We start from the raw sequence: 20,916 nt of genomic DNA, 5'->3' as shown, positions 1-20,916 counted from the left end.
GATGTAAATTGCTGTTTTTTATGAAATTCACCAAATGAAGTACATCCCGTTTTATCAGGCAAAACGGTACATCCTTACATCAAATTAGTAGAGCTTTGCTCCTGCCGGAATGTGATCATCAAGGATCAGAACATTGAGTCCTTCTCTTCCCTCTACAAGGTGTGTAGCGGAGATGATCATACCGCAGGAATCGATTCCCATCATCTTACGTGGCGGAAGGTTTGTGATTGCAAGCAATGTCTTTCCGACCAATTCTTCCGGCTCATAGTAATCGTGAATCCCGCTTAGAATCACACGATCTGCGCCACTTCCGTCGTCTAATACGAACTTCAGAAGCTTTTTAGATTTTGGAACTGCTTCACATTCTTTTACCTTTACAGCACGGAAATCTGACTTGCTGAATGTCTCAAAGTCAACCATATCTTCGAACAAAGGCTCTACTTCTACGTTGGAGAAATCGATCTCAGCCTTCGCCGGTGCAGCTGCTTCTTCTGCCGGAACAATTACCTTTGCAGCTACCGGAGCAGACTGTGCGGCGTTGTTTGCTTCGTTCTTTGCAGCGCCCTGTGACTTCATTGTCGGGAATAACAGTACATCTCGAATTGCCTCTGCTCCTGTCAGCAGCATACACATTCTGTCAATACCATATCCAATACCGCCTGTTGGTGGCATACCGATCTCCAACGCATTCATAAAGTCTTCATCTGTTGTATTTGCTTCTTCGTCTCCCTGTGCGAGAAGTTCTTCCTGTGCACGGAAACGTTCTCTCTGATCGATCGGATCATTAAGCTCTGAGTAAGCATTTGCCATCTCCCAACCATTCATAAAGAACTCAAATCGTTCTACATATTCCGGATTCTCTGGTTTCTTCTTTGTAAGAGGGGAAATCTCAATTGGATGATCCATTACAAATGTAGGCTGGATCAAATGTTCCTCTGCAAATTCTTCAAAGAATAATGCAAGAATATCACCTTTTTTATGACGTTCTTCATATTCTACATGATGCTCTTTTGCAAGAGCTCTTGCTTCTTTCAATGTATGAACTTCGTTCCAGTCAACACCTGCGTACTTTTTCACGGCATCTATCATTGTGATACGCTCAAATGGTTTTCCAAGATCAATCTCAACACCTTTATATACGATCTGCGTTGTTCCAAGAACTTCTTGTGCAACATAACGATATAAATTCTCCGTTAAATCCATCATACCATGATAGTCTGTATATGCCTGGTAAAGTTCCATCAATGTAAACTCTGGATTGTGTCTTGTATCCAGACCTTCATTACGGAATACTCGACCAATTTCATATACGCGCTCCAGGCCTCCAACGATCAGTCTTTTCAGATACAGTTCCAAGGAAATTCTCAGTTTAAGGTCTTCGTTTAACGCATTAAAATGAGTCTCAAATGGTCTTGCCGCCGCACCGCCTGCATTCGCTACAAGCATCGGTGTCTCAACTTCCATAAATCCCTGTCCATCCAGATAGGTACGGATTGCTCTTAAAATCTTGGAACGTTTTACAAATGTATCTTTCACATCTGGATTCATGATAAGATCCACATATCTCTGGCGATACCGCAAATCTGTATTTGTCAGGCCATGATATTTTTCAGGAAGAATCTGCAAACTTTTTGAGAGCAGCGTAACAGCAGATGCATGGATAGAAATTTCTCCCGTTTTCGTCTTAAATACTTCGCCCACGATCCCGATCATGTCACCTACATCCATTTTTTTGAACTCTTTATAGTTTTCTTCTCCTACACTGTCCCTTGCCACATAGGATTGGATGTTTCCCTGCAGATCCTGAACATTACAAAAAGAGGCCTTTCCCATGACACGTTTCGACATCATACGCCCCGCAATAGAAACTTTTTTCCCTTCCAATTCTTCGTAATGCTCTTTTATCTCCTTACTGTGATGTGTCTGCTCATATTTGGTAATGGCAAACGGATCCTTTCCGCTCGCTTGTATCTCTGCCAGTTTTTCCCGGCGTACCTTTCTTAACTCGTTCAGATCTGGTTCCTGTACATGATTATTCTGCTGTTTGGACACTGCTTTTCTCCTTTCTTTATAAGCGAATTCAGACCCCTTATTACAGGGGTCTGGATTCAAAACATTATTTACATGGATCGGCTGATATCCAGGACCTTATACTGGATAACTCCCGCCTGTGTCTCCACGTCTACTATCTCTCCGACTTTCTTTCCGAGAAGTGCCTGTCCGACAGGAGATTCATTGGAAATCTTTCCCTCCAGACTGTTTGCTTCTGTGGATCCCACAATTTTGAATTCCATTTCTTCATCATACGTAATGTCGAATACTTTTACCTTACACCCTACGTTGATCTTGTCAAAATCAACCTCATCCTCAACAACGACTTCTGCATTTTTCAGGATGCCTTCGAGTTCCTCGATACGAGCCTCTATATCTCTTTGCTCGTCCTTTGCAGCATCATATTCCGCATTTTCAGATAAGTCGCCCTGCTCTCTCGCCTCTTTGATTTTCTGTGCAACTTCTTTTCGTTTGACTACTTTCAGATTTTCAAGCTCATCCTCCAGAGCCTTCAATCCAGCATAAGTCAGCAGTCTTTTCTTTGCCTCTGCCATGATTCTTTCTGCTTCCTTTCTTTCCCGTGTTTTTTATTCTATATTGATTTAAGCTTTTCTCTTCCATGTATTTTTCAGAAGAGACACCATTCTTTTCAATTATATTTCACAATTTCAATATTATACCCAATACCTATAATGATGTCAAGAGATTTTCCAGTTCTTCATAAGACTCCACTGTATTGATCTTCTCACGCAATTTTGCTGCTCCATGAAGTCCTTTCGTATACCATGCTACATGCTTTCTCATCTCGCGTATGCCGATATACGCCCCCTTACACTGTATCTGGAGAGAGGCATGCCGCAGCATGGTGTTCTTCACCTCCTGGATATCCGGCCTGGCGGGAATCTCTCCTGTCTTTTCATAAGCAGTCAATTCTGAAAATATCCAGGGATTACCCTGTGCGCCTCTTGCGATCATCACACCGTCGCATCCTGTCATCTTCTGCATTTTGACTGCTTTTTCCGCCGATGTCACATCCCCATTTCCGATGACCGGTATCTGCACCGCTTCTTTCACCTTCCGTATGATCTCCCAATCTGCTTTCCCACTGTAATACTGTTCCCTTGTCCGCCCATGGACTGCCACTGCGCAGGCGCCTGCCTCTTCTGCGATCTTTGCGATCTCGACCGCATTGACGTGTTCCTCGTCAAAGCCCTTCCTGATCTTCACCGTAACCGGTTTTTGGATTGCTTTCACAACTGCATTTACAAGTTCATATACCCGTTTCGGTTGTTTCATAAGAGCCGAACCTTCCCCGTTTTTTACTATCTTGGGTACAGGACAGCCCATATTGATATCTAAGATTGAAAAAGGACGATCCTCGATCTGTTTTGCCATCTCACTGACAATTTTTGGATCAGAGCCAAACAGCTGCAGGGAAACCGGCATTTCTTTCGGATCGATAGCAAGCAGGCTTTCTGTATTTTTATTTTGGTACAAAATCCCTTTGGCGCTGATCATCTCCATACACATAAGCCCTGCTCCCTGCTCTTTGCACAACAAGCGAAATGGCAGGTCGGTCACGCCTGCCATGGGTCCCAATATATAACAGTTATCCAGTTTTACATTTCCTATCGTACATTGTCTCATCTTACATTATCCCAATATTTTTTATTTTTATTATAGATCAGACGCAGACCATTCAGAGTAAGCTGCGGATCATACGTATCAATACTGTCCGTAGATTCCGCTATGATCTTTCCCAGTCCCCCTGTTGCAATAACGGCGATTTTCTCGTATGGCGCCTCCTGTTTGATCTTCTGGATGATATACTCTGTCTGCCCGATCGCGCCGTACACAAGTCCTGCCTGCATACTGCTGATCGTTTCCTTTGCCAGAATCGACTTCGGTTTCTTGATCTCCACTGCCGGGAGCATAGCCGTTCCGCCCCACAGGGAGCGTCCCGCTGTTTCTATACCGGGTGCCGTGATACCCGCTTCAAATGTTCCATCCGGTCCGATCAGATCATAGGTCGTAGCTGTACCAAAATCTACGACGATCACTGCCCCTTTTGCGCTCTCATATCCTGCTACCGCATCTACGATACGATCCGGTCCAATCTCTTTTGGGTTTTCCGTCACGATACGTATGCCTGTCTTGATCCCGGCAGAAACGATCAACGGTCTTACATGCAGATATTTGATAATGCCGCTTATCAGAGAATGCATGATATCCGGCACCACTGACGCTATGATCACCGCTTTAATATCTTTAGGCGAAATATCTCTGTGCTCTAATATGCCACAGATGGTAAAGCCATATTCATCGGATGTACGTGCCTGTTTTGTTGTCATCCGGAATGTTCCGATCAACTCTTCTTCCTCGAATACGCCCATTGTCACGTTTGTATTTCCCACATCAATCGTCAGAAGCATCTTTTTCCTCCTCAAACTCTTCTCCCAAATAAAAAATCTTAAAAAACAATTCTAATGATTCAAACAATCCTCTCTTTGTCTTCTGCAGTTCCTTTATTTTAAGCACACTTCCGATCTCATCAAAAGTAAAATCCTCTTCCCGGTGATCTACTTTCAATTCCAGATTGCCTTCTTCGTCAAATACAAGCATAAGAACGCCGCCCACATCCTCTGTATAGAGCACGCACATGATCTGCAGTTCCTGTCTGATCCCTTCCGGCAGTGCGTTAAACTCCGGATTTAAATAAAATTTTTGTTCATACGCGCTCGCCGCGCATAATACGATTTCTTCTTCCATATGTTCCCTTTCCCGTACGAGATATCAAATAGTGCTTATTTCACATGTTCTACACATATCCATATACACCCCGGACAGATACTTCTCCGGCATAGATCTTTTCTTCTGTCCCGTCCTGTCTGCGTACGATCAGTTCTCCTGTTGCAGTAATCCCGAGAGCTCGTGCTGTATATGTCTTATCATTCCCCAATATACGCACTTCCCTGTCACGGTTTACGAGCCTCTCATTATACACTTCTTTCAGCAGAGACAGATCTTCCGTCTCCAAAAACTTTGCATAATATTCTTCGTAAGCTCTTACGATTTCTGCGATCAGCAAAGCGCGTTTTACCGTACTTCCAGTCTCCAAAAAGAGCGATGTAGCCTTATTCTCGATCTCTTTCGAAAATTGTTCTGTGTTCACATTGATGCCGATCCCTGTCACCACATAATTGATATAATCAATCTCCGTGCTCATCTCTGTCAGAATACCTGCCAGCTTCTTTCCATGTACGACAATATCATTCGGCCATTTGATCTGCACATCCAAACCCGTACATTTCTTCAGCGCTTCCGCCGCTGCGCATGCCGCCACCAGTGTCAGCATAGGCGCCTTTACCGGTGGGATATCCGGTCTTAAAAGAAGCGTCATATAAATGCTTATGCCCGGCTTTGATTCCCAGGCTCTTCCACGTCTGCCTTTGCCGGACTTCTGCATATCCGCCACAACGAGCGTCCCATGGGGCGCACCATCTTCTCCCAAGACCTTCGCCCGGATATTGGTCGAATCTGTCTCTTTATAACAGACGACCTGCTGCCCTGCCCATTTTGTATGAAAAAGACTTTTCAATTCTTCTGCTGTCAGTATATCCGGACTATCCACGATGCGATATCCGCGGTTTCTTACCGCCTCCACATGATATCCTTCTTCTTTTAGCTGTCCGATCACTTTCCACACTGCTGTACGTGAGACGCCTAATTTCTCACAGAGCTGCTGTCCGGATACATATCCGCCGCTTTCCCGCAGCATTTTCAAAATTTCTGTTTTCACAAATTTTCACCCTGGTTGTATATTTATTTTACTTCTCCCAATGTAGCCATCATGACGGCTTTGATCGTATGCATACGATTTTCCGCCTCATCGAATACCTTGGACTGAGCGGACTCAAATACTTCGTCTGTCACTTCCATATCCTTGATACCAAACCGCTCTCCCATTTCTTTTCCAATCTTTGTCTTCAGATCGTGAAATGCCGGCAGACAATGCAGGAAGATTGCCTCTTCTTTCGCATTTTCCATCACTTCTTTTGTCACTTTGTAAGGCGCCAATTCACGGATACGTTCCTCCCATACTTCATCCGGCTCTCCCATAGACACCCAGACATCTGTATAGATCACATCCGCATCTTCTGTGCCGGCTTTTACATCTTCCGTAAGTGTGATCGTAGCCCCGCTCTCAGCAGCATATCCCTTACAGATATTTACCAGTTCTTCATTCGGAAAATATTTCTTTGTCGTACATGCCACAAAATCCATTCCCATCTTCGCACAGGCGATCATCAAAGAATTTCCCATATTGAATCTGGCATCTCCCATATAGACAAGCTTAATTCCCTTAAGCGAACCAAAATTCTCGCGGATGGTCAGAAGATCCGCCAGCATCTGCGTCGGATGATACTCGTTCGTCAGACCATTCCACACAGGAACACCCGCATATTTCGCCAGTTCCTCCACGATCTCCTGACCGAAACCACGATATTCGATCCCGTCATACATTCTGCCAAGTACACGAGCCGTATCCTCGATACTTTCCTTCTTTCCAATCTGGGAGCCCGACGGATCTAAATAGGTTGTTCCCATTCCCATATCATGCGCTGCTACCTCAAATGCACAGCGTGTCCTCGTACTTGTTTTCTCAAAGATCAGCGCTATATTCTTTCCTCTATACTGTTCCACCGATATGCCGTTTTTCTTTTTTTCTTTCACATCCGCAGCCAGATCCAGCAGATACGTAATCTCCTCCGGCGTAAAATCTTTCAGTGTTAAAAAGTTTCTTCCTTTTAAATTCATCTCTTTGTCCTCTCCTATATCCATTAGTACATGCGTAAAACGCGGCAGGTTGATCTTGTCTGCCAGAGCCGCATAACGTTCCTTTACGATCATAAGTATCTCATCTATCGTATAGATCTGATATTTCGGCACACGCAGAAGCTTTGCGCTGGCCTCCAGCATTGCCAGATATAATGCCTTGTCTGTAAAGCCAAGCGGAAGTTTAAGCACAAATGCCATCTCCGCCTTTTCTCTGTCAGAAATACCGCTTAGTTTTTCATTATACCATATTTCCTCATGATTCTGTTCCAGATAATACATAAATCCTTCCAGTCCATACAGCATCCTCTTGGCATCATAGTATCCGATTTTCAAATTCTGCCGGCTTCTCTTGCCTTCAAATTCTATGATGCTTCCGAGACGGACCCGCGGACCGATCTCATAGACCTCACTGTCACTTGGCATTTTTACTCTCGGCTCCCGCCCCGGTCCGTAGATCCGGATCTCTATGATATCGGTATATCCCCTCTTTACAAGAGAATTCAAAGGTACGTTATTGACTACCCCGCCGTCAATATACCGCTTCCCGTGCAGCTTTTCATTTTTAAAGCCTAGCAGGTATGCGCTCGCCAGCAAAAAGTCTTCCAACATACCTTCTGGTATATCTTCTATGCTTAGATCTAGTTCTTTCATATCTGTAAGAGAAAACGTCAAAATACAAAATTCTTTTTCACAATGGCGTATTTTCTCTTCATCCACCATTCCGTGGATCAGATGTCGAAGAGGCGTGATATCCACCCCTCCCTCTGACAGTGTGCTCCATATCTCTGCGATCACCTCCGAAAACTTACGCTTGCCGGCAAAAAGTTCCTCCATCCAGTTGTCATCTACATCCATCACTTTAGAGAAAGTCATCTCACTCCAGATTTTTTCTGCATTTTCTATATCATCCATACAGATAAGCGCCCCATTTAGGGCTCCTACTGAAGTACCCGCCACTGCGTTGATCTTTATCCCAGCTTCCTTCAGGGCTTTCCAAGCCCCGATCTGATAGGCGCCCCGCGCGCCACCGCCGTCCAGCACAATGCCATATTCTTTAGATAGATCCAATATCGGCTCCATAAATTCACCTCTGTTTTCTTCTCTGCCGTCCTGCTTCAAACATCAATATCGCAGAAGCGACTGCCGCATTCAGAGATTCTGCCTTTCCCTGCATGGGGATACGTACTTTGACATCCGCGCAGGCAGCCACTTCTTCCTTAAGCCCATTCCCTTCATTTCCTATCAGAAATGCGCAGGAATCTCTGTAGTCTTCTCCATCATATTCATGTATTCCCTCTAGATGCGCCGCATATATTTTTATTTTTTCCTGCTTTAATTTCCGTATCTCGCCGCATATATCTTCCGCATAGTAAAAAGGAACTCTGCAAACAGCCCCCATCGTAGAACGGATGACTTTAGGATTATATATATCCACACAGTCTGCACTCAGCAAGATACCTGTAGCGCCTGCGGCCTCTGCTGTTCTGAATATGGTTCCCAGATTTCCCGGATCCTGCAAATTATCCAATACAAGAATATGTGCTTTCTTCCCTTGCTTTATACCGGTAATATCTGAAAAATCATACGCCATCTGCCGCACGACTGCCAAGATCCCCTGCGGACTCTTTGTGTCAGAGACATGGGCAAATACAGGATCCGAAAGGATTTCCGGTTTTTTCTGAAGTTCTTCCATCTCTTTTTTGTGCTGTTTCCACCAACTCTCTGCCACATACAGACTTTTGATTCGTTCTGCCGGCATCTCACGCACGATCCTGGAGCCTTCTGCGATAAAAACCCCTTCGTTATTCCGTATCTTGCTCTTTTTCTGGAGTTGTATCAATTCTTTTACTTTCTGATTTCCCGTACTTGTTATCATCACTATTTTCACCCTGTTATTCCATATGAAATCTTTCCAATACAGAAGTTGCTCCTATAATGATCAAGATCCCGTCCTCAGGAAGCGGCGCATGCGGATCAAACGTTACATTTACCTGCTCATTCTGGATGATCCCAACCACATTGATTCCATATTTTTCTCGAACCTTTAATTCAGAAAGGCTCCTTCCCACCCATTTTTCAGGTACTTTGCTTTCTGCCATACTGTATTCTGACGAGAGTTCGATCCAGTCGGAAAATGTATTCGACACCAGATTCTTCGCCACCCGGCTTCCCATCTCCCTTTCGGGATAAACAACAGAATCTGCACCTACTTTTTCAAGGATCGTACCCTGCAGGTTGTCCTGTGCTTTTGCCAGCACATAGGGAATCCCCATCTCTTTGCTCAGCATCGTTGCCATGATACTTGCTTCCAGACTTTCTGATATGGCCACTACAGCCCCGTCCAAGTTCCGTCCTCCAAGCGCCTGCATTGCCTCCGGATCAGCCACATCTGCCCGCATTGCATAGGACACTTGATCTGCTATCTCTTGTATTTTTTCATAGGACTTGTCTACCACCAGCACGTCACATCCAAGACTCTCCAGTGTCAAAGCCACACTCCATCCAAAACTTCCCAATCCAAACACAGCAAACTGCTTTCTCATATTTTGTGTTCTCCTATCCTAACATAATCCGTTTCTCCGGCAGTTCTCTGAACTGCGTGCCTGCCCTTGCCTTTCCCGCAAATACTAACGCCATCGTCATGGGACCGATTCTGCCTGCATACATCAATATCATCAGCACGACCTGGCTCGCCCTCGAAAGAGACGGTGTCAGATCCGCAGACAATCCCACTGTACCGATCGCGGACGTTGTCTCATACATAATATCCAGATACTCTGCCCTCGGCTCCAGCACAGTGATCACCCCTGTTCCAATAAGCCAAAATAAAAAAGTCACCAGTGTGATCGTAATACCGGAACGAACGATCGAGTCATCCAGCTTTCTTCCAAAGCACTCCGTGTCCTTCCTGCCTCTCAAGACAGACAGAGCTGTCAAAAGCAGCATTGCTATTGTAGTCGTCTTAACACCGCCTGCGGTTCCGGCAGGGGAGCCACCGATAAACATTAGAACACACCCCAAAAGCTTAGAACCTTCTGTAAGGCCTCCCTGCGGCACTGCCGCAAAACCGGCTGTCCTTGTTGTAACAGACTGGAATCCAGAAGCCATCAGTTTCTGCCCCAGGCTAAAATTCTTCATTGTCTCCGGATTATTGTATTCTAAAAGGAAAAAGCCGGCAGTTCCCAGCAAAAGCAGCGCCGCTGTCATGGTCAGCACGATTTTGCTCTGCAGTCCCAGCCTTTTTATCAGTCTGCCTTTTGGCTTTCTTCCCTTCAGCACTTTTTTCGTATTGACGTGGATATCATGCCATACAGGAAAACCTAATCCGCCCATCACGATCAAAAACATCGTCGTAAGATTTACAAGCGGGGAGCCCACATAGTCAATAAAACTATTCTGCCCTAATATGTCTATTCCCGCATTGCAAAATGCGGAGATTGCATGGAAAATACCATATCCTATTCCGGGATACACTCCATATTCTGGGATAAACTGCAAAGAAAACAAGACTGCTCCTATTCCTTCTATGAGCAGTGTTCCTTTTAAAATGCGGATGATAAACCTGACAAGACCTGTCAGTGTATCCAATCCATACGCCTGCTGTATCACCACCCGCTCTTTCATCGTGATCCTGCGGCGAAGAGCCAGAAAAAATGCGATTGTACACGCAATGACTCCCAGACCTCCGATCTGGATCAGAAGCAGCAAAACCAGTTTTCCCAAAAGGGTGAACTGTTCCGCCGGAACGATCGTCACAAGTCCTGTCACGCAGACTGCAGAAACGGATGTAAAGAGAGAGTCAAAAAATGCGATCGGCTTCTGGTTGCAGATCGGCAGCCATAAAAGTACGCCGCCCAGCAAAATAATGCCTAAAAAGCCCATGGCAATCCTTTGCATAGTCGTAAGTCTCAATTTTTTCATTGTTTTTTTGTGATTTTCATATTTTTTATCACTATATTGCTTCGTGTCCATTATACCTTAAACCGATAACCCACGCCCCAAATCGTCTCGATATACTGCGGGTGTGAGGTATCATACTCTATTTTTTCCCTTATTTTCTTAATATGCACAGTCACGGTCGCAATATCCCCGATCGATTCCATGTCCCATATCTCCCGGAACAATTCTTCTTTTGTATATACATGGTTTGGATGTTTTGCAAGAAATGTAAGAAGATCGAACTCTTTCGTTGTAAAAGAGCGTTCTTCTCCGTTGACCCATACCCGTCTTGCTGTTGTATCGATCTTCAGACCGCGTATTTCTATAATCTCATTTTCTTCTGCCGTACTGCCTATCAGACGTTCATATCTCGCAAGATGTGCCTTTACACGCGCCACCAGTTCACTTGGACTGAAAGGTTTCGTCATATAATCATCCGCACCCAATCCAAGTCCCCGTATTTTATCAATATCGTCTTTTTTCGCCGACACCATGATGATCGGCGTGTTTTTCTGATCGCGCACCTGACGGCAGATTTCAAACCCATCTACTCCCGGGAGCATCAGATCCAGGATGATAAGATCAAAATCTTCATCCAGCCCTTTTTGCAGGCCAACTTCTCCATCTGTCGCAACCTCTACTTCAAAACCGCTTAATTCCAAATAATCTCGTTCCAGTTCTGCGATGCTTTCTTCATCTTCCACGATCAAAATACGTTTACTCATCCATCGGTACCTCCTGATATTTTCTTACTACAAAATACATGGTCGTTCCAACCCCTTCTTCACTGGTCGCCCAGATATTTCCGCCATGTTCTTCTACGATCTTTTTTACAATGGAAAGTCCGATCCCGCTTCCTCCTTTTGAAGAATTTCTGGAAGCGTCCGTCCTGTAAAAACGGTCAAATATATAGGGCAGATCTTTTGCCGTGATCCCCTTTCCATTATCTCCTAGTTCTACCTGGATAAAATCCCCTACGTCCTTTAGATTCATCGTAATCTTTCCCTTTGGCTTATCCATATATTTCAGGGAATTTGAAACGATATTATTGATAACCCGCCTAAGCTGTTCCGGATCTACGATCACCTTAGAATCTGTCTCCACATAGTTGCGGTATACAAATTGAACGCCTTTCGCTTCTAATTCCATATATAAATCCTCTGCACAATCTCCAAAATAATTTTTTGCCGAGATCGTTGTGAAATTATACGGAATACGGTTTGTATCTATTTTAGAATACAGCGTCAGCTCATTGATCAACAGATCCATCTCATTAGCCTTATTATATATGGTTTTGATATACCTGTCCATTTTTTCAGGGGTATCCGCCACTCCGTCCATGATTCCTTCCACATACCCTTTGATCGCCGTGATCGGCGTTTTTAGATCATGGGATATATTGCTGATGAGTTCTTTATTCTCCTTGTCATATGCCACCTTTTCCTCTGCGTTTGCTTTCAGGCGCAATCTCATCTCCTCAAAATCCTGGCACAGCTGACCGATTTCATCATCAGCCTCTCTCTTGATCTCAAAGTCCAGGTTTCCTTCCTTTATATTGCGCGCAGCCCGCTGCAGCTTTGTCAATGGTACGGATACAGTACGATAGATCCAGTATATAAGAAGCGCTGCTGTCAAAAATACGATCAGGAGATAAATTTGTTGGATCTCGTTGACCTTGCGCGACGAAAATGTATACATCGCAACTGTCGTAAAAATAGTCGGAAGAATCATGACTGTCATAAACGCAATGATCAATTTTGTCTTTAATTTCATAGCCGGCTCCTTTCCTTTTTCATAATAGGATTCTGAAAAAGGCAGGCACTTCCAAACGGCGCCCGCCTTTTTATCCGCACCTGGTTTAAATCCTATAATGATTTAGTATACCATACTGCGCATGTTAAATTCAATATTTCGGATACGCAAACCACAGTCCTTTACAATATCTTTACGGTATTATCCGATATATTTTTTCAGTACATCTACTTTATCCAGTTTTTCCCATGGAAGATTCAGATCGTTACGTCCAAAATGCCCGTAAGCAGCCGTCTGTTTATAGATTGGACGACGCAGATCCAACATTTGGATGATACCCGCCGGACGCAGATCAAAATTCTCTCTTATGATTTTTACCAGTTCCGCGTCTGCTATCTTTCCTGTTCCATATGTATTTACCATAACAGAAGTCGGCTGGGCAACTCCGATCGCATACGAAAGCTGGATCTCACATTTTTTTGCAAGCCCTGCTGCCACAATATTTTTCGCCGCATATCTCGCCGCATATGCCGCAGACCTGTCCACCTTTGTACAATCCTTACCGGAAAAAGCGCCGCCTCCATGACTTGCCATTCCACCGTACGTATCAACAATGATCTTCCTACCCGTCAGGCCACTGTCTCCATGCGGGCCGCCTATTACAAACCTTCCTGTAGGATTGATGAAAAATTTTGTTTCTTCATCAATCATAGTCTCCGGAATCACCACATCAAATACGTATTTTTTGATATCTTTGTGTATCTGCTCCTGTGTCACATCCGGATCGTGCTGTGTAGAAAGCACGACTGCATCCAAACGTTTAGGAATGCCTTCCTCGTCGTATTCCACCGTGACCTGCGTCTTTCCGTCCGGACGCAGATAGGCAAGAGTCCCATCCTTGCGCACCTTGGTAAGCTGCCGTGCTAGTTTATGTGCCATAGCAATCGGATAAGGCATATATTCCTCCGTTTCATCAGAAGCATATCCGAACATCATCCCTTGATCTCCGGCGCCGATCGCCTCAATATCCTGCTCCTCCATTATATGTTCTTTTGCCTCCAGAGCTTTATCTACTCCAAGAGCAATATCTGCCGACTGCTCGTCAATAGTCGTGACAACGCCGCATGTATCTGCGTCAAACCCATATTTTCCTCTGGTATAGCCAATCTCGCGCACCGTCTCTCTTACGATTTTGGGAATATCCACATACGCATTGGTCGTAATCTCACCCATTACCATCACCAGACCCGTCGTACAGCATGTCTCACATGCCACACGGCTCATAGGATCCTGTTCCATCAAAGCGTCCAGGATCGCATCGGAGATCTGATCGCACATTTTATCCGGATGTCCTTCTGTTACCGATTCAGATGTAAACAATACTTTTTCCATAGTACAACTCCTTTCTTCACTTTCTCTCCTGTATGTCCTGTTTTCGTCTGGATATGGACAGCTTCCTTTCCAGGAGACGCTGTACAAATTCCCGCCAACAAAAACAGCCCACACAAAGCGGACTGTCGTTATCTCATAACAATCCTCTTATTGTTCGATTACTCGCTCAGGTTGGCACCTTCCTTAAATGAAGGGGTTGCCGCAGCTTCCCAGACCCTTTGTGTCTCCACTGCTCTGAATAAGAGAAAGTTTACACTATTTCATTTTATTTGGTTCAATAGGAACTTTACACTGTATCAGGGAAAATGTCAATATGTATTTTATCATTTGGCTGAAATCTGCTATTCGTTTTTCTGCGTGATCACTCCTGCATCATCAATGACCGCATTTGGAGAAAGCCCTTGCAGAAAATCATACATCTCTCTTTGTTCAGCCTTGTCGCTTATGTACTGCGTCGTATACCCAGTCTGCAGGCAAGGGACAAAAGACATCTCTTGCAGACCATCATACGTGATCTCCAGCTTTAAGAGTCCCGTATATTTCGTCTCATCATTGAACCAAAAATCTCCCATACTGTATATGATCGGTTTTCCGTCTGCGTATTCGATCCCTTGCAGTACATGCGGATGTCCGCCGACCACAATATCTGCTCCGGAGGCAAGAAATTCGCGCCCCTGCTCTGTCTGATAATCTGCATACTGATTTGTGTCCTCCGGTCCCCAATGAATATAGGCGATCAGATAATCGCATTCCTGGGAGGCTTCTTTGATGATCTGCTTATATTCTGTCGTATCATACGCCTCCAATACGCCCGGGGAATCTTCCGTAGCTGCAGGCGTATAATATACAATCTCCGCATTTGTCGCCGCCACAAAACCGATCTTGATTCCATTCACGATAAAATATACCGGCCGTACAGCTTCCTCTTTATCTTTTCCGCCCCCCACATAAGGCAATTTTGCTCCATCCAAATACTCCAGCGTATCTAAGAGAGCCTCCTCACCGTAATCATATACGTGGTTATTGGCAAGAGAGACCAGATCTGTCCCCATCTGATGCAAAAGTTCCATACGCTCCGGCTTAGCTCTGAATGTATATAGTTTTCCTTCCAGAGGCTCTCCCCTTTCACTGACACAATATTCATGATTCAAATAAAATACATCTGCCTGTGTTGTCATGTCTAAAATTTCAGGAGAAATGCAGGCTTCTAATCCTTCTGTCTCATCATAATGGTCAAGCACGAAACCATCCTCTGCAAAACAGATATCTCCTGCCACAGTTATCTCTGCCTTTTTCTTTCCCTTGCTTTCCCGCAAGTAGATCTGATGTTCCTCTGCTGTCTGCTCGTCCGCAAGCCATCCTTTTCTCCTGTCTTCTAGTACCTGTAAAGTCTCTCCAGTCGCCTCATAGATATCTTTCTGTGTGATCTTCCCTTTTTCTGCCTTTTCTAAAAGTACCCCTTTCGCCTGCTGAGAATACTGCTTGATAAACCAATCCGCAAAATCCGCTTCTTCTTTGTCTACATCAGCAGTCTGAACAGTCTCCTGTTTTGCTGCGGCAAATGCCCCATAGCAGGATTCTACAGCACTTTTAACAAGTGCGCGCTGCTTTTTTTCTTTTGAATTTTTATATATATTTACACCGACAACCGAAACTGCCAGAACAAAAACCAGAATCCCCCCTCCTAGCACTGCCATCTGCTTCCTTACCTGTCTTGCTCGCCTTCTGCGCATTGCCTCGCGCCGCTCTCTGCTGTATCTTCCGCCTTCCATCATTTTCCTCCCTCTTATCTCTTTGTCGATGCTTGGTAAATCTGTACCCTTCTGTTATAGATTTTCCCATTCCGGTACATAAAAGTCAATACTTTGTCCACTGCTGATGCCGCAAGTTCTTCTGTCAAAAATGTACACATACGATATGTTTTGCGTACAATGCAAAAACGTGCAGCACTTTTTCTGTATCCATACAGTTAAGTACTACACGTTCTATCTGTTTTTTGAAATCCATACTGAATTTTTTCCGACATTTCAGCTTAAGCATCAGCCAACCTTCAGCTTAAATTTTTGTATTTCTTTCTCGCTGGATACTTTTTCGATCATACCGCCCAAACTTTGCAGTTTCTGTTCAAAACATTCGTATCCTCTCTGAATATATACGATATCATCTATAATGGTGATCCCGTCTGTCGCAAGTCCTGCGATGCAGAGTGCTGCTCCCGCTCTAAGATCCGGCGCACTGACTCTCGCACCCGAAAATTTCTCTACACCTTCAATGGTAGCAGAATTTCCTTCTACTTTGATAGCTGCCCCCATTCTCGCCAATTCATCCAGATATTTAAATCTGTTTTCAAAAATACTCTCTGTGATCGTACTGGTTCCCTCCGCAAGTGCCAGCGCCACTCCGATCTGCGGCTGCATATCTGTCGGATATCCTGGATATGGCAGCGTTTTCACCTGTGTGCTTCTAAGTCTCTTCTTTGCGACTACTCTTACTGCATCATCAAACTCTTCCACTTCACATCCAATATCGACCAATTTAGAGATTGTCGCATCTAAATGTTTTGGGATCACATTTAAAACTGTCACATCCCCTTTTGTACAGGCTGCGGCAAACATAAAAGTCCCCGCTTCGATCTGATCCGGTATAATGGAATATTCTGATTTGTGAAGTGTCTTCACGCCGCGGATCTTAATCACATCTGTCCCTGCGCCCCGGATATTTGCTCCCATACTGTTTAAAAAGTTAGCAACATCTACAACATGCGGTTCTTTCGCTACATTTTCCATGATTGTGATTCCATCTGCCATCGCTGCGGTCATCATGACATTGATCGTCGCTCCAACAGAGACAACGTCAAAATATAGATGCGTACCCCGAAGCTGCTCCGCATCTGCCACGATCTTCCCGTGTTCAATATCTACATCCGCACCCAGGGCTCGGAAACCTTTCAGATGCTGATCGATCGGTCGGCTCCCTATATTACATCCCCCGGGAAGAGCCACCTCTGCTCTTTTATACTTTCCAAGCAGCGCCCCCAATAAATAGTAGGACGCTCTTATCTTCTTGATATAATCATATTCGATATTAAAACTACCGATAGCGCTTCCATTGATCTTAACTGTATGTCTGTCCAGCCGCTGTACAGTAGCTCCAATCCCGCTGATTGCTTCCAACATAACATTAATGTCATTTACATCCGGCAGGTTATCGATCAGAACTGTTTCGTCCGTCATAATGGCTGCCGCCAAAATCGCTAAAGCCGCATTCTTGGCGCCGCCTATTTCCACTTCACCCACAAGCGGATTGCCGCCTTTGATAATATATTGCTCCATCTTGCACCTCGATCATTCGATATTATTTTCGTATATTCTCCTGCTTTACTCATCTATATCCGTTTATATTCTTACAGGCATCCCCAGCAGGTATATTATACAATGCATGCCCTTCAAGGGAATATGTTTCGTCTGCTAAAATATATTTTTTGCCGTTTTATTTCATAATACACTGTGACATTATACCACAAAAACGATTTTTGTAAAATCATTTTTCTCCATGTAACTATTTTAAGTTAATTTTGACCATTTTCATATTTTTCAACTTGTTCAAGAACATTCTCGATCGTCTCTTCGATCTGACAGCTGTCCTCGCTTACTATAATGTCCGCGTATTTTTCAAAATATTTCACTCTCTCATCATACAAATCCTGCAATGTCTGGCCTTCCCGCAATACGACCCCTCTTTTTTTAGGGTTTCGTATCCTCTTTTTTATTGTTTGATAAGAAGCTTGTAAATATACAATAATACCAATCTCTTTAAAATGCCGCATGGCCTCTTCACAGTAGACAACGCTTCCTCCCGGTGAGATCACAGAATTTTCCGCGTTTACATCTCTGTTTACCTGATTTTCTATTTTTAAAAAGCCTTTCTCTCCTACCTCTTCTATAATCTCACGGAGCAGTTTCTTTTCTTGCTTCTGGATCAACAGATCTGTATCAATAAATTGCTTGCCAAGCCTTTTCGCCACTACAACGCCGACCGTACTCTTTCCCACTGCCGGCATCCCAATAAAGATAAGGTTTTTCTTCATATGTATTCCATCCTTTTATGTCCCGTTTATTATTTCCTTTTAGACGATTCCCTCTCTAATGACAAATATTGCGGAATGTCCGAATGAAAATAATTTTTTTTAGTATAGCATACTTTTTTTTATTAGTAAAATCGACGCTGACACCTCCGGTGATCACAGCGGCGTCTGTACAATTCCTGGTACAGCATCACTTCTATCATATCCCGCAGCCAGTTCTCTCCAACCCCTAAACTTGGCATCGCCAGATCCTGTTCCATCGGCTCCTTCCGTCTTTCAGCAGAGAGCATCTCTGCATATTCTGTCCCATAAAATAGTTTTTCATTTTTCAGCACATTTTCATAGATCCGACTACACATCATACGAAGCTGCAGTTTATCTGGATACTCGTCATATATCATACTGTTCTCATACTCTGATCGATCACATTCTTCTTCCACGTAGGGCAGTATCTTCTTAGGAATATTCGGATACATACTTTTCATGTACTCCATATCCCTTCTTTCCATTTTGTCATCATCATAGACAAATGGCAGAGGATATGCCATGTAATAAGGCAGTTTGCGACTCATATTTCCTACACTTCCATTCCGACATTATATGAACAATATATGCCTATGCCGCTCTATACGTGCAGATAATAAACAGAATATAAATTTAACGAAGCAACAAGCAGTGCGAAAAGAACTGCTTGTTGCTTCGTTAAATTTATATTCTATTATCTTGCCATTTCCAGCTGTGGTCCTACTGCTTTATGTGTCTTTATAACTGTCTCTATCTCCCGCAGATCTGAAGATGGCAAATCTCCCGGAATGGTATTCTTCACAGCGCTTGTCGCATTTCCTATTTCCAGAGCCCGCTGACAGTCGTCAGGTTCTGACAGAAGTCCGTACAGAACGCCGGATACATATGCATCCCCACTGCCGATGCGATCTACTACTTCAATATTGCGGTATGGTTCTTCTTCGTAAAATTTGTCCTTACGTGCGTCATAAATAACAGAACCGAATGTGTGGACTTTCGGACTGTGAACGATCCGCTGTGTAGAGGCGACGATGGAGATCGGATATTCTTCCGTAAAACTCTTCATGATCGTTTTTGCATCTCCTTCTTTCAAAAACGTCAGACGCGCCGTATCCTCTGAGCAAAAGAAAATATCCACATAGGGCAGTATCTGCTCAATACATTCCCGCGCCTCATCTCCGGTCCAGAGGTTTCCACGGAAATTCACATCAAAAGAAATCCACGCGCCTGCCTCTTTAAATCTTTTCATCATTTCTATCGCCGTATCCCGGCACTGTCTGCTCAAAGCTAATGTGATCCCACTCGTATGGAAACAGCGGGCAGAGGAAAACAATTCCTCAGAAAAATCAGAAACATCTATTTTATTTACAGAGGTATATACACGGTCATAGACGATCCCCGGCTTTCTCGGATATGCCCCGTTTTCATAATAATAGACTCCTAAACGTGCGTCATGAGAATTGTCGTATACAAGATAATCATCGCTGACGCCACAGAAACGGATCCTATTTTTTGCATAAGTACCAATATCGTTTGCCGGGAGCTTTGAGATGATTCCGGTCCTAAGTCCTAACAAAGATACGCCTGACACAACATTCAGCTCGGCTCCTCCTACTTGCTTTTGCAGTGTTTCTCCGCGTACCAGCCGCTCATTGCTCGGTGGTGACAGGCGCAGCAATACTTCTCCCAGCGCCAGCAGATCAAATGATTTATTCATGTTCCTACCTCCGTATATTATTAGAGATGCTGCATGGCAGACAGCATCTCTCGACTTAATCTATTTTATTTAAAATGGGTTAGCTGGTTCATTATCTCTGGACACGTCCGGATCCATCTCCGCCTGCCAGTTTGAGAACTTCATCCATAGATACCATGTTGAAGTCTCCCTCTATAGAATGTTTCAGGCAGGAAGCCGCAACTGCAAACTCGATCGTAGCCTGAGAATCATATCCGTTTAAGGAAGCACATATCAGACCGCCTCCAAAGCTGTCTCCACCGCCTACACGGTCTACAATGTGCATTTTATATTTTTTGCTGAAATAGTAGTCTTTTCCATCATATAACATAGCTGACCAATTATTGTCATTTGCAGATACCGACTCACGAAGTGTGATCGCAACTTTAGAAAAGCCAAATCTATCAGCCAGCTGTTTTGCAACATCTTTATATCCTTCGTGATTTACTTCACCCTTTGTTACGTCTGTATCAGCTGCTTTAATTCCAAATACATCTGCTGCGTCTTCTTCATTTGCGATACATACGTCTACATACTGGCAAAGTTCTCCCATTACTTGACCTGCTTTTTCTTTAGACCATAATTTATTTCTGTAGTTCAAGTCGCAGGAAACGGTAACACCTGCTTCTTTTGCCGCTTTACATGCTTCCAGACAAATTGCTGCCACGTCGTCATTCAACGCCGGTGTAATGCCTGTGAAATGGAACCATTCTGCGCCGTCAAAAATCTCTTTCCAGTTAAAGTCTGAAGCACTTGCTGTCGCGATCGAAGAATTTGCACGATCATAGATAACTTTAGACGGACGCTGTGAAGCACCTTTTTCCAGGAAGTAGATTCCTACTCTGTCGCCGCCGCGCGCAATATAAGAAGTATCTACTCCATACTTTCTCAAGGAATTCACTGCTGCCTGTCCAATCTCATGTTTTGGCAGCTTTGTAACAAATTTTGCATCAAAGCCATAGTTTGCCAGAGAAACCGCAACATTTGCTTCTCCTCCGCCATAAGTAGCGCCAAAAGTATCTGCCTGTACAAAACGGTAATATCCTTCCGGAGCCAGTCTCAACATAATTTCACCAAATGTAATTACTTTCTTTGCCAT

Annotated in this window: 20 protein-coding genes and 1 riboswitch; all 20 genes read right to left on the bottom strand. The window is 44.1% G+C overall.

Annotated features, from left to right (window positions below):
• Nucleotides 1-84: 84 nt before the first annotated feature.
• The 20 genes from lysS to BN3282_RS02515 all read right to left on the bottom strand — a co-directional run bounded on the left by lysS (nt 85) and on the right by BN3282_RS02515 (nt 20,916).
• Nucleotides 85-2,052, bottom strand: coding sequence for a lysine--tRNA ligase (gene lysS / locus BN3282_RS02605; RefSeq protein ID WP_059066572.1), 1,968 nt, complete (start codon nt 2,050-2,052; stop codon nt 85-87).
• 68 nt (nt 2,053-2,120) lie between these two features.
• A complete protein-coding gene (greA, locus tag BN3282_RS02600; protein WP_059066571.1) occupies nt 2,121-2,606 on the bottom strand; it encodes a transcription elongation factor GreA in 486 nt (161 codons plus the stop codon).
• Between the two features lie 133 nt (nt 2,607-2,739).
• Nucleotides 2,740-3,699 (bottom strand): tRNA dihydrouridine synthase DusB, encoded by a 960-nt coding sequence (dusB, locus tag BN3282_RS02595; RefSeq protein WP_059066570.1) that lies wholly within the window; start codon nt 3,697-3,699, stop codon nt 2,740-2,742.
• The gene (locus BN3282_RS02590) at nt 3,696-4,484 is read right to left on the bottom strand and encodes a type III pantothenate kinase (RefSeq protein WP_059066569.1); all 789 of its coding nucleotides are present in this window, start codon (nt 4,482-4,484) and stop codon (nt 3,696-3,698) included. The genes dusB and BN3282_RS02590 overlap by 4 nt, the downstream gene beginning before the upstream one ends.
• On the bottom strand, nt 4,468-4,821 hold the full coding sequence (locus tag BN3282_RS02585) for a DUF6145 family protein (RefSeq protein ID WP_059066568.1): 354 nt from the start codon (nt 4,819-4,821) through the stop codon (nt 4,468-4,470). Before BN3282_RS02585 ends, BN3282_RS02590 begins: the two co-directional genes overlap by 17 nt.
• A gap of 49 nt (nt 4,822-4,870) precedes the next feature.
• On the bottom strand, nt 4,871-5,851 hold the full coding sequence (locus BN3282_RS02580) for a biotin--[acetyl-CoA-carboxylase] ligase (RefSeq protein WP_059066567.1): 981 nt from the start codon (nt 5,849-5,851) through the stop codon (nt 4,871-4,873).
• Between the two features lie 23 nt (nt 5,852-5,874).
• The gene (gene argF, locus BN3282_RS15530; protein ID WP_082667433.1) at nt 5,875-7,971 is read right to left on the bottom strand and encodes an ornithine carbamoyltransferase; all 2,097 of its coding nucleotides are present in this window, start codon (nt 7,969-7,971) and stop codon (nt 5,875-5,877) included.
• Nucleotides 7,972-7,975: 4 nt separating this feature from the next.
• Nucleotides 7,976-8,767 (bottom strand): TrmH family RNA methyltransferase, encoded by a 792-nt coding sequence (locus tag BN3282_RS02570; RefSeq protein ID WP_059066566.1) that lies wholly within the window; start codon nt 8,765-8,767, stop codon nt 7,976-7,978.
• Nucleotides 8,768-8,783: 16 nt separating this feature from the next.
• Complete coding sequence (locus BN3282_RS02565) at nt 8,784-9,434, bottom strand: potassium channel family protein (protein WP_059066565.1); 651 nt, start codon at nt 9,432-9,434, stop codon at nt 8,784-8,786.
• 13 nt (nt 9,435-9,447) lie between these two features.
• Nucleotides 9,448-10,863 (bottom strand): TrkH family potassium uptake protein, encoded by a 1,416-nt coding sequence (locus BN3282_RS02560; protein ID WP_059066564.1) that lies wholly within the window; start codon nt 10,861-10,863, stop codon nt 9,448-9,450.
• On the bottom strand, nt 10,863-11,555 hold the full coding sequence (locus BN3282_RS02555; RefSeq protein ID WP_059066563.1) for a response regulator transcription factor: 693 nt from the start codon (nt 11,553-11,555) through the stop codon (nt 10,863-10,865). The genes BN3282_RS02560 and BN3282_RS02555 overlap by 1 nt, the downstream gene beginning before the upstream one ends.
• Nucleotides 11,548-12,603 carry a sensor histidine kinase gene (locus BN3282_RS02550; RefSeq protein ID WP_059066562.1) on the bottom strand — a complete coding sequence of 352 codons (1,056 nt, stop codon included), beginning with the start codon at nt 12,601-12,603 and terminating at the stop codon, nt 11,548-11,550. Before BN3282_RS02550 ends, BN3282_RS02555 begins: the two co-directional genes overlap by 8 nt.
• A gap of 180 nt (nt 12,604-12,783) precedes the next feature.
• On the bottom strand, nt 12,784-13,974 hold the full coding sequence (gene metK, locus BN3282_RS02545; RefSeq protein WP_059066561.1) for a methionine adenosyltransferase: 1,191 nt from the start codon (nt 13,972-13,974) through the stop codon (nt 12,784-12,786).
• Between the two features lie 144 nt (nt 13,975-14,118).
• Nucleotides 14,119-14,219: riboswitch (SAM riboswitch) on the bottom strand.
• 96 nt (nt 14,220-14,315) lie between these two features.
• Nucleotides 14,316-15,749 (bottom strand): CapA family protein, encoded by a 1,434-nt coding sequence (locus BN3282_RS02540; protein WP_242866576.1) that lies wholly within the window; start codon nt 15,747-15,749, stop codon nt 14,316-14,318.
• An 11-nt stretch (nt 15,750-15,760) separates the two neighbouring features.
• Entirely contained in the window at nt 15,761-15,886 is a 126-nt protein-coding gene (locus BN3282_RS15385; RefSeq protein ID WP_278308705.1) for a hypothetical protein, read from the bottom strand.
• Between the two features lie 127 nt (nt 15,887-16,013).
• Nucleotides 16,014-17,306, bottom strand: coding sequence for a UDP-N-acetylglucosamine 1-carboxyvinyltransferase (locus BN3282_RS02535; RefSeq protein WP_059066560.1), 1,293 nt, complete (start codon nt 17,304-17,306; stop codon nt 16,014-16,016).
• Nucleotides 17,307-17,542: 236 nt separating this feature from the next.
• Nucleotides 17,543-18,061, bottom strand: a complete 519-nt coding sequence (locus tag BN3282_RS02530; RefSeq protein ID WP_059066559.1) for a shikimate kinase — start codon at nt 18,059-18,061, stop codon at nt 17,543-17,545.
• Between the two features lie 122 nt (nt 18,062-18,183).
• A complete protein-coding gene (locus tag BN3282_RS02525; RefSeq protein ID WP_059066558.1) occupies nt 18,184-18,630 on the bottom strand; it encodes a hypothetical protein in 447 nt (148 codons plus the stop codon).
• Between the two features lie 146 nt (nt 18,631-18,776).
• A complete protein-coding gene (locus BN3282_RS02520) occupies nt 18,777-19,799 on the bottom strand; it encodes a sugar kinase (RefSeq protein ID WP_059066557.1) in 1,023 nt (340 codons plus the stop codon).
• Nucleotides 19,800-19,890: 91 nt separating this feature from the next.
• A complete protein-coding gene (locus tag BN3282_RS02515; RefSeq protein ID WP_059066556.1) occupies nt 19,891-20,916 on the bottom strand; it encodes a sugar kinase in 1,026 nt (341 codons plus the stop codon).

Source organism: Mediterraneibacter massiliensis (genome assembly GCF_001487105.1).
In the GTDB taxonomy this organism is placed as follows: domain Bacteria; phylum Bacillota; class Clostridia; order Lachnospirales; family Lachnospiraceae; genus Mediterraneibacter; species Mediterraneibacter massiliensis.
Note: the sequence above shows the minus strand (reverse complement) of the source record. Positions and strands in the feature narration are given on the sequence as shown.

Excerpts from the sequence above, each read along its gene's own strand:
- BN3282_RS02525 (WP_059066558.1), bottom strand. The coding sequence starts at position 18,630 with ATGAGTCGCAAACTGCCTTATTACATGGCATATCCTCTGCCATTTGTC.
- BN3282_RS02560 (WP_059066564.1), bottom strand. The coding sequence starts at position 10,863 with ATGGACACGAAGCAATATAGTGATAAAAAATATGAAAATCACAAAAAA.
- BN3282_RS15385 (WP_278308705.1), bottom strand. The coding sequence starts at position 15,886 with ATGTGTACATTTTTGACAGAAGAACTTGCGGCATCAGCAGTGGACAAA.
- BN3282_RS02540 (WP_242866576.1), bottom strand. The coding sequence starts at position 15,749 with ATGATGGAAGGCGGAAGATACAGCAGAGAGCGGCGCGAGGCAATGCGC.
- dusB (WP_059066570.1), bottom strand. The coding sequence starts at position 3,699 with ATGAGACAATGTACGATAGGAAATGTAAAACTGGATAACTGTTATATA.
- BN3282_RS02520 (WP_059066557.1), bottom strand. The coding sequence starts at position 19,799 with ATGAATAAATCATTTGATCTGCTGGCGCTGGGAGAAGTATTGCTGCGC.
- BN3282_RS02590 (WP_059066569.1), bottom strand. The coding sequence starts at position 4,484 with ATGCTTCTGACGATTGATGTGGGAAATACAAACGTGACAATGGGCGTA.
- BN3282_RS02530 (WP_059066559.1), bottom strand. The coding sequence starts at position 18,061 with ATGAAGAAAAACCTTATCTTTATTGGGATGCCGGCAGTGGGAAAGAGT.
- BN3282_RS02585 (WP_059066568.1), bottom strand. The coding sequence starts at position 4,821 with ATGGAAGAAGAAATCGTATTATGCGCGGCGAGCGCGTATGAACAAAAA.
- BN3282_RS02515 (WP_059066556.1), bottom strand. The coding sequence starts at position 20,916 with ATGGCAAAGAAAGTAATTACATTTGGTGAAATTATGTTGAGACTGGCT.
- argF (WP_082667433.1), bottom strand. The coding sequence starts at position 7,971 with ATGGAGCCGATATTGGATCTATCTAAAGAATATGGCATTGTGCTGGAC.
- metK (WP_059066561.1), bottom strand. The coding sequence starts at position 13,974 with ATGGAAAAAGTATTGTTTACATCTGAATCGGTAACAGAAGGACATCCG.
- BN3282_RS02570 (WP_059066566.1), bottom strand. The coding sequence starts at position 8,767 with ATGATAACAAGTACGGGAAATCAGAAAGTAAAAGAATTGATACAACTC.
- BN3282_RS02565 (WP_059066565.1), bottom strand. The coding sequence starts at position 9,434 with ATGAGAAAGCAGTTTGCTGTGTTTGGATTGGGAAGTTTTGGATGGAGT.
- greA (WP_059066571.1), bottom strand. The coding sequence starts at position 2,606 with ATGGCAGAGGCAAAGAAAAGACTGCTGACTTATGCTGGATTGAAGGCT.
- BN3282_RS02550 (WP_059066562.1), bottom strand. The coding sequence starts at position 12,603 with ATGAAATTAAAGACAAAATTGATCATTGCGTTTATGACAGTCATGATT.
- BN3282_RS02555 (WP_059066563.1), bottom strand. The coding sequence starts at position 11,555 with ATGAGTAAACGTATTTTGATCGTGGAAGATGAAGAAAGCATCGCAGAA.
- BN3282_RS02535 (WP_059066560.1), bottom strand. The coding sequence starts at position 17,306 with ATGGAGCAATATATTATCAAAGGCGGCAATCCGCTTGTGGGTGAAGTG.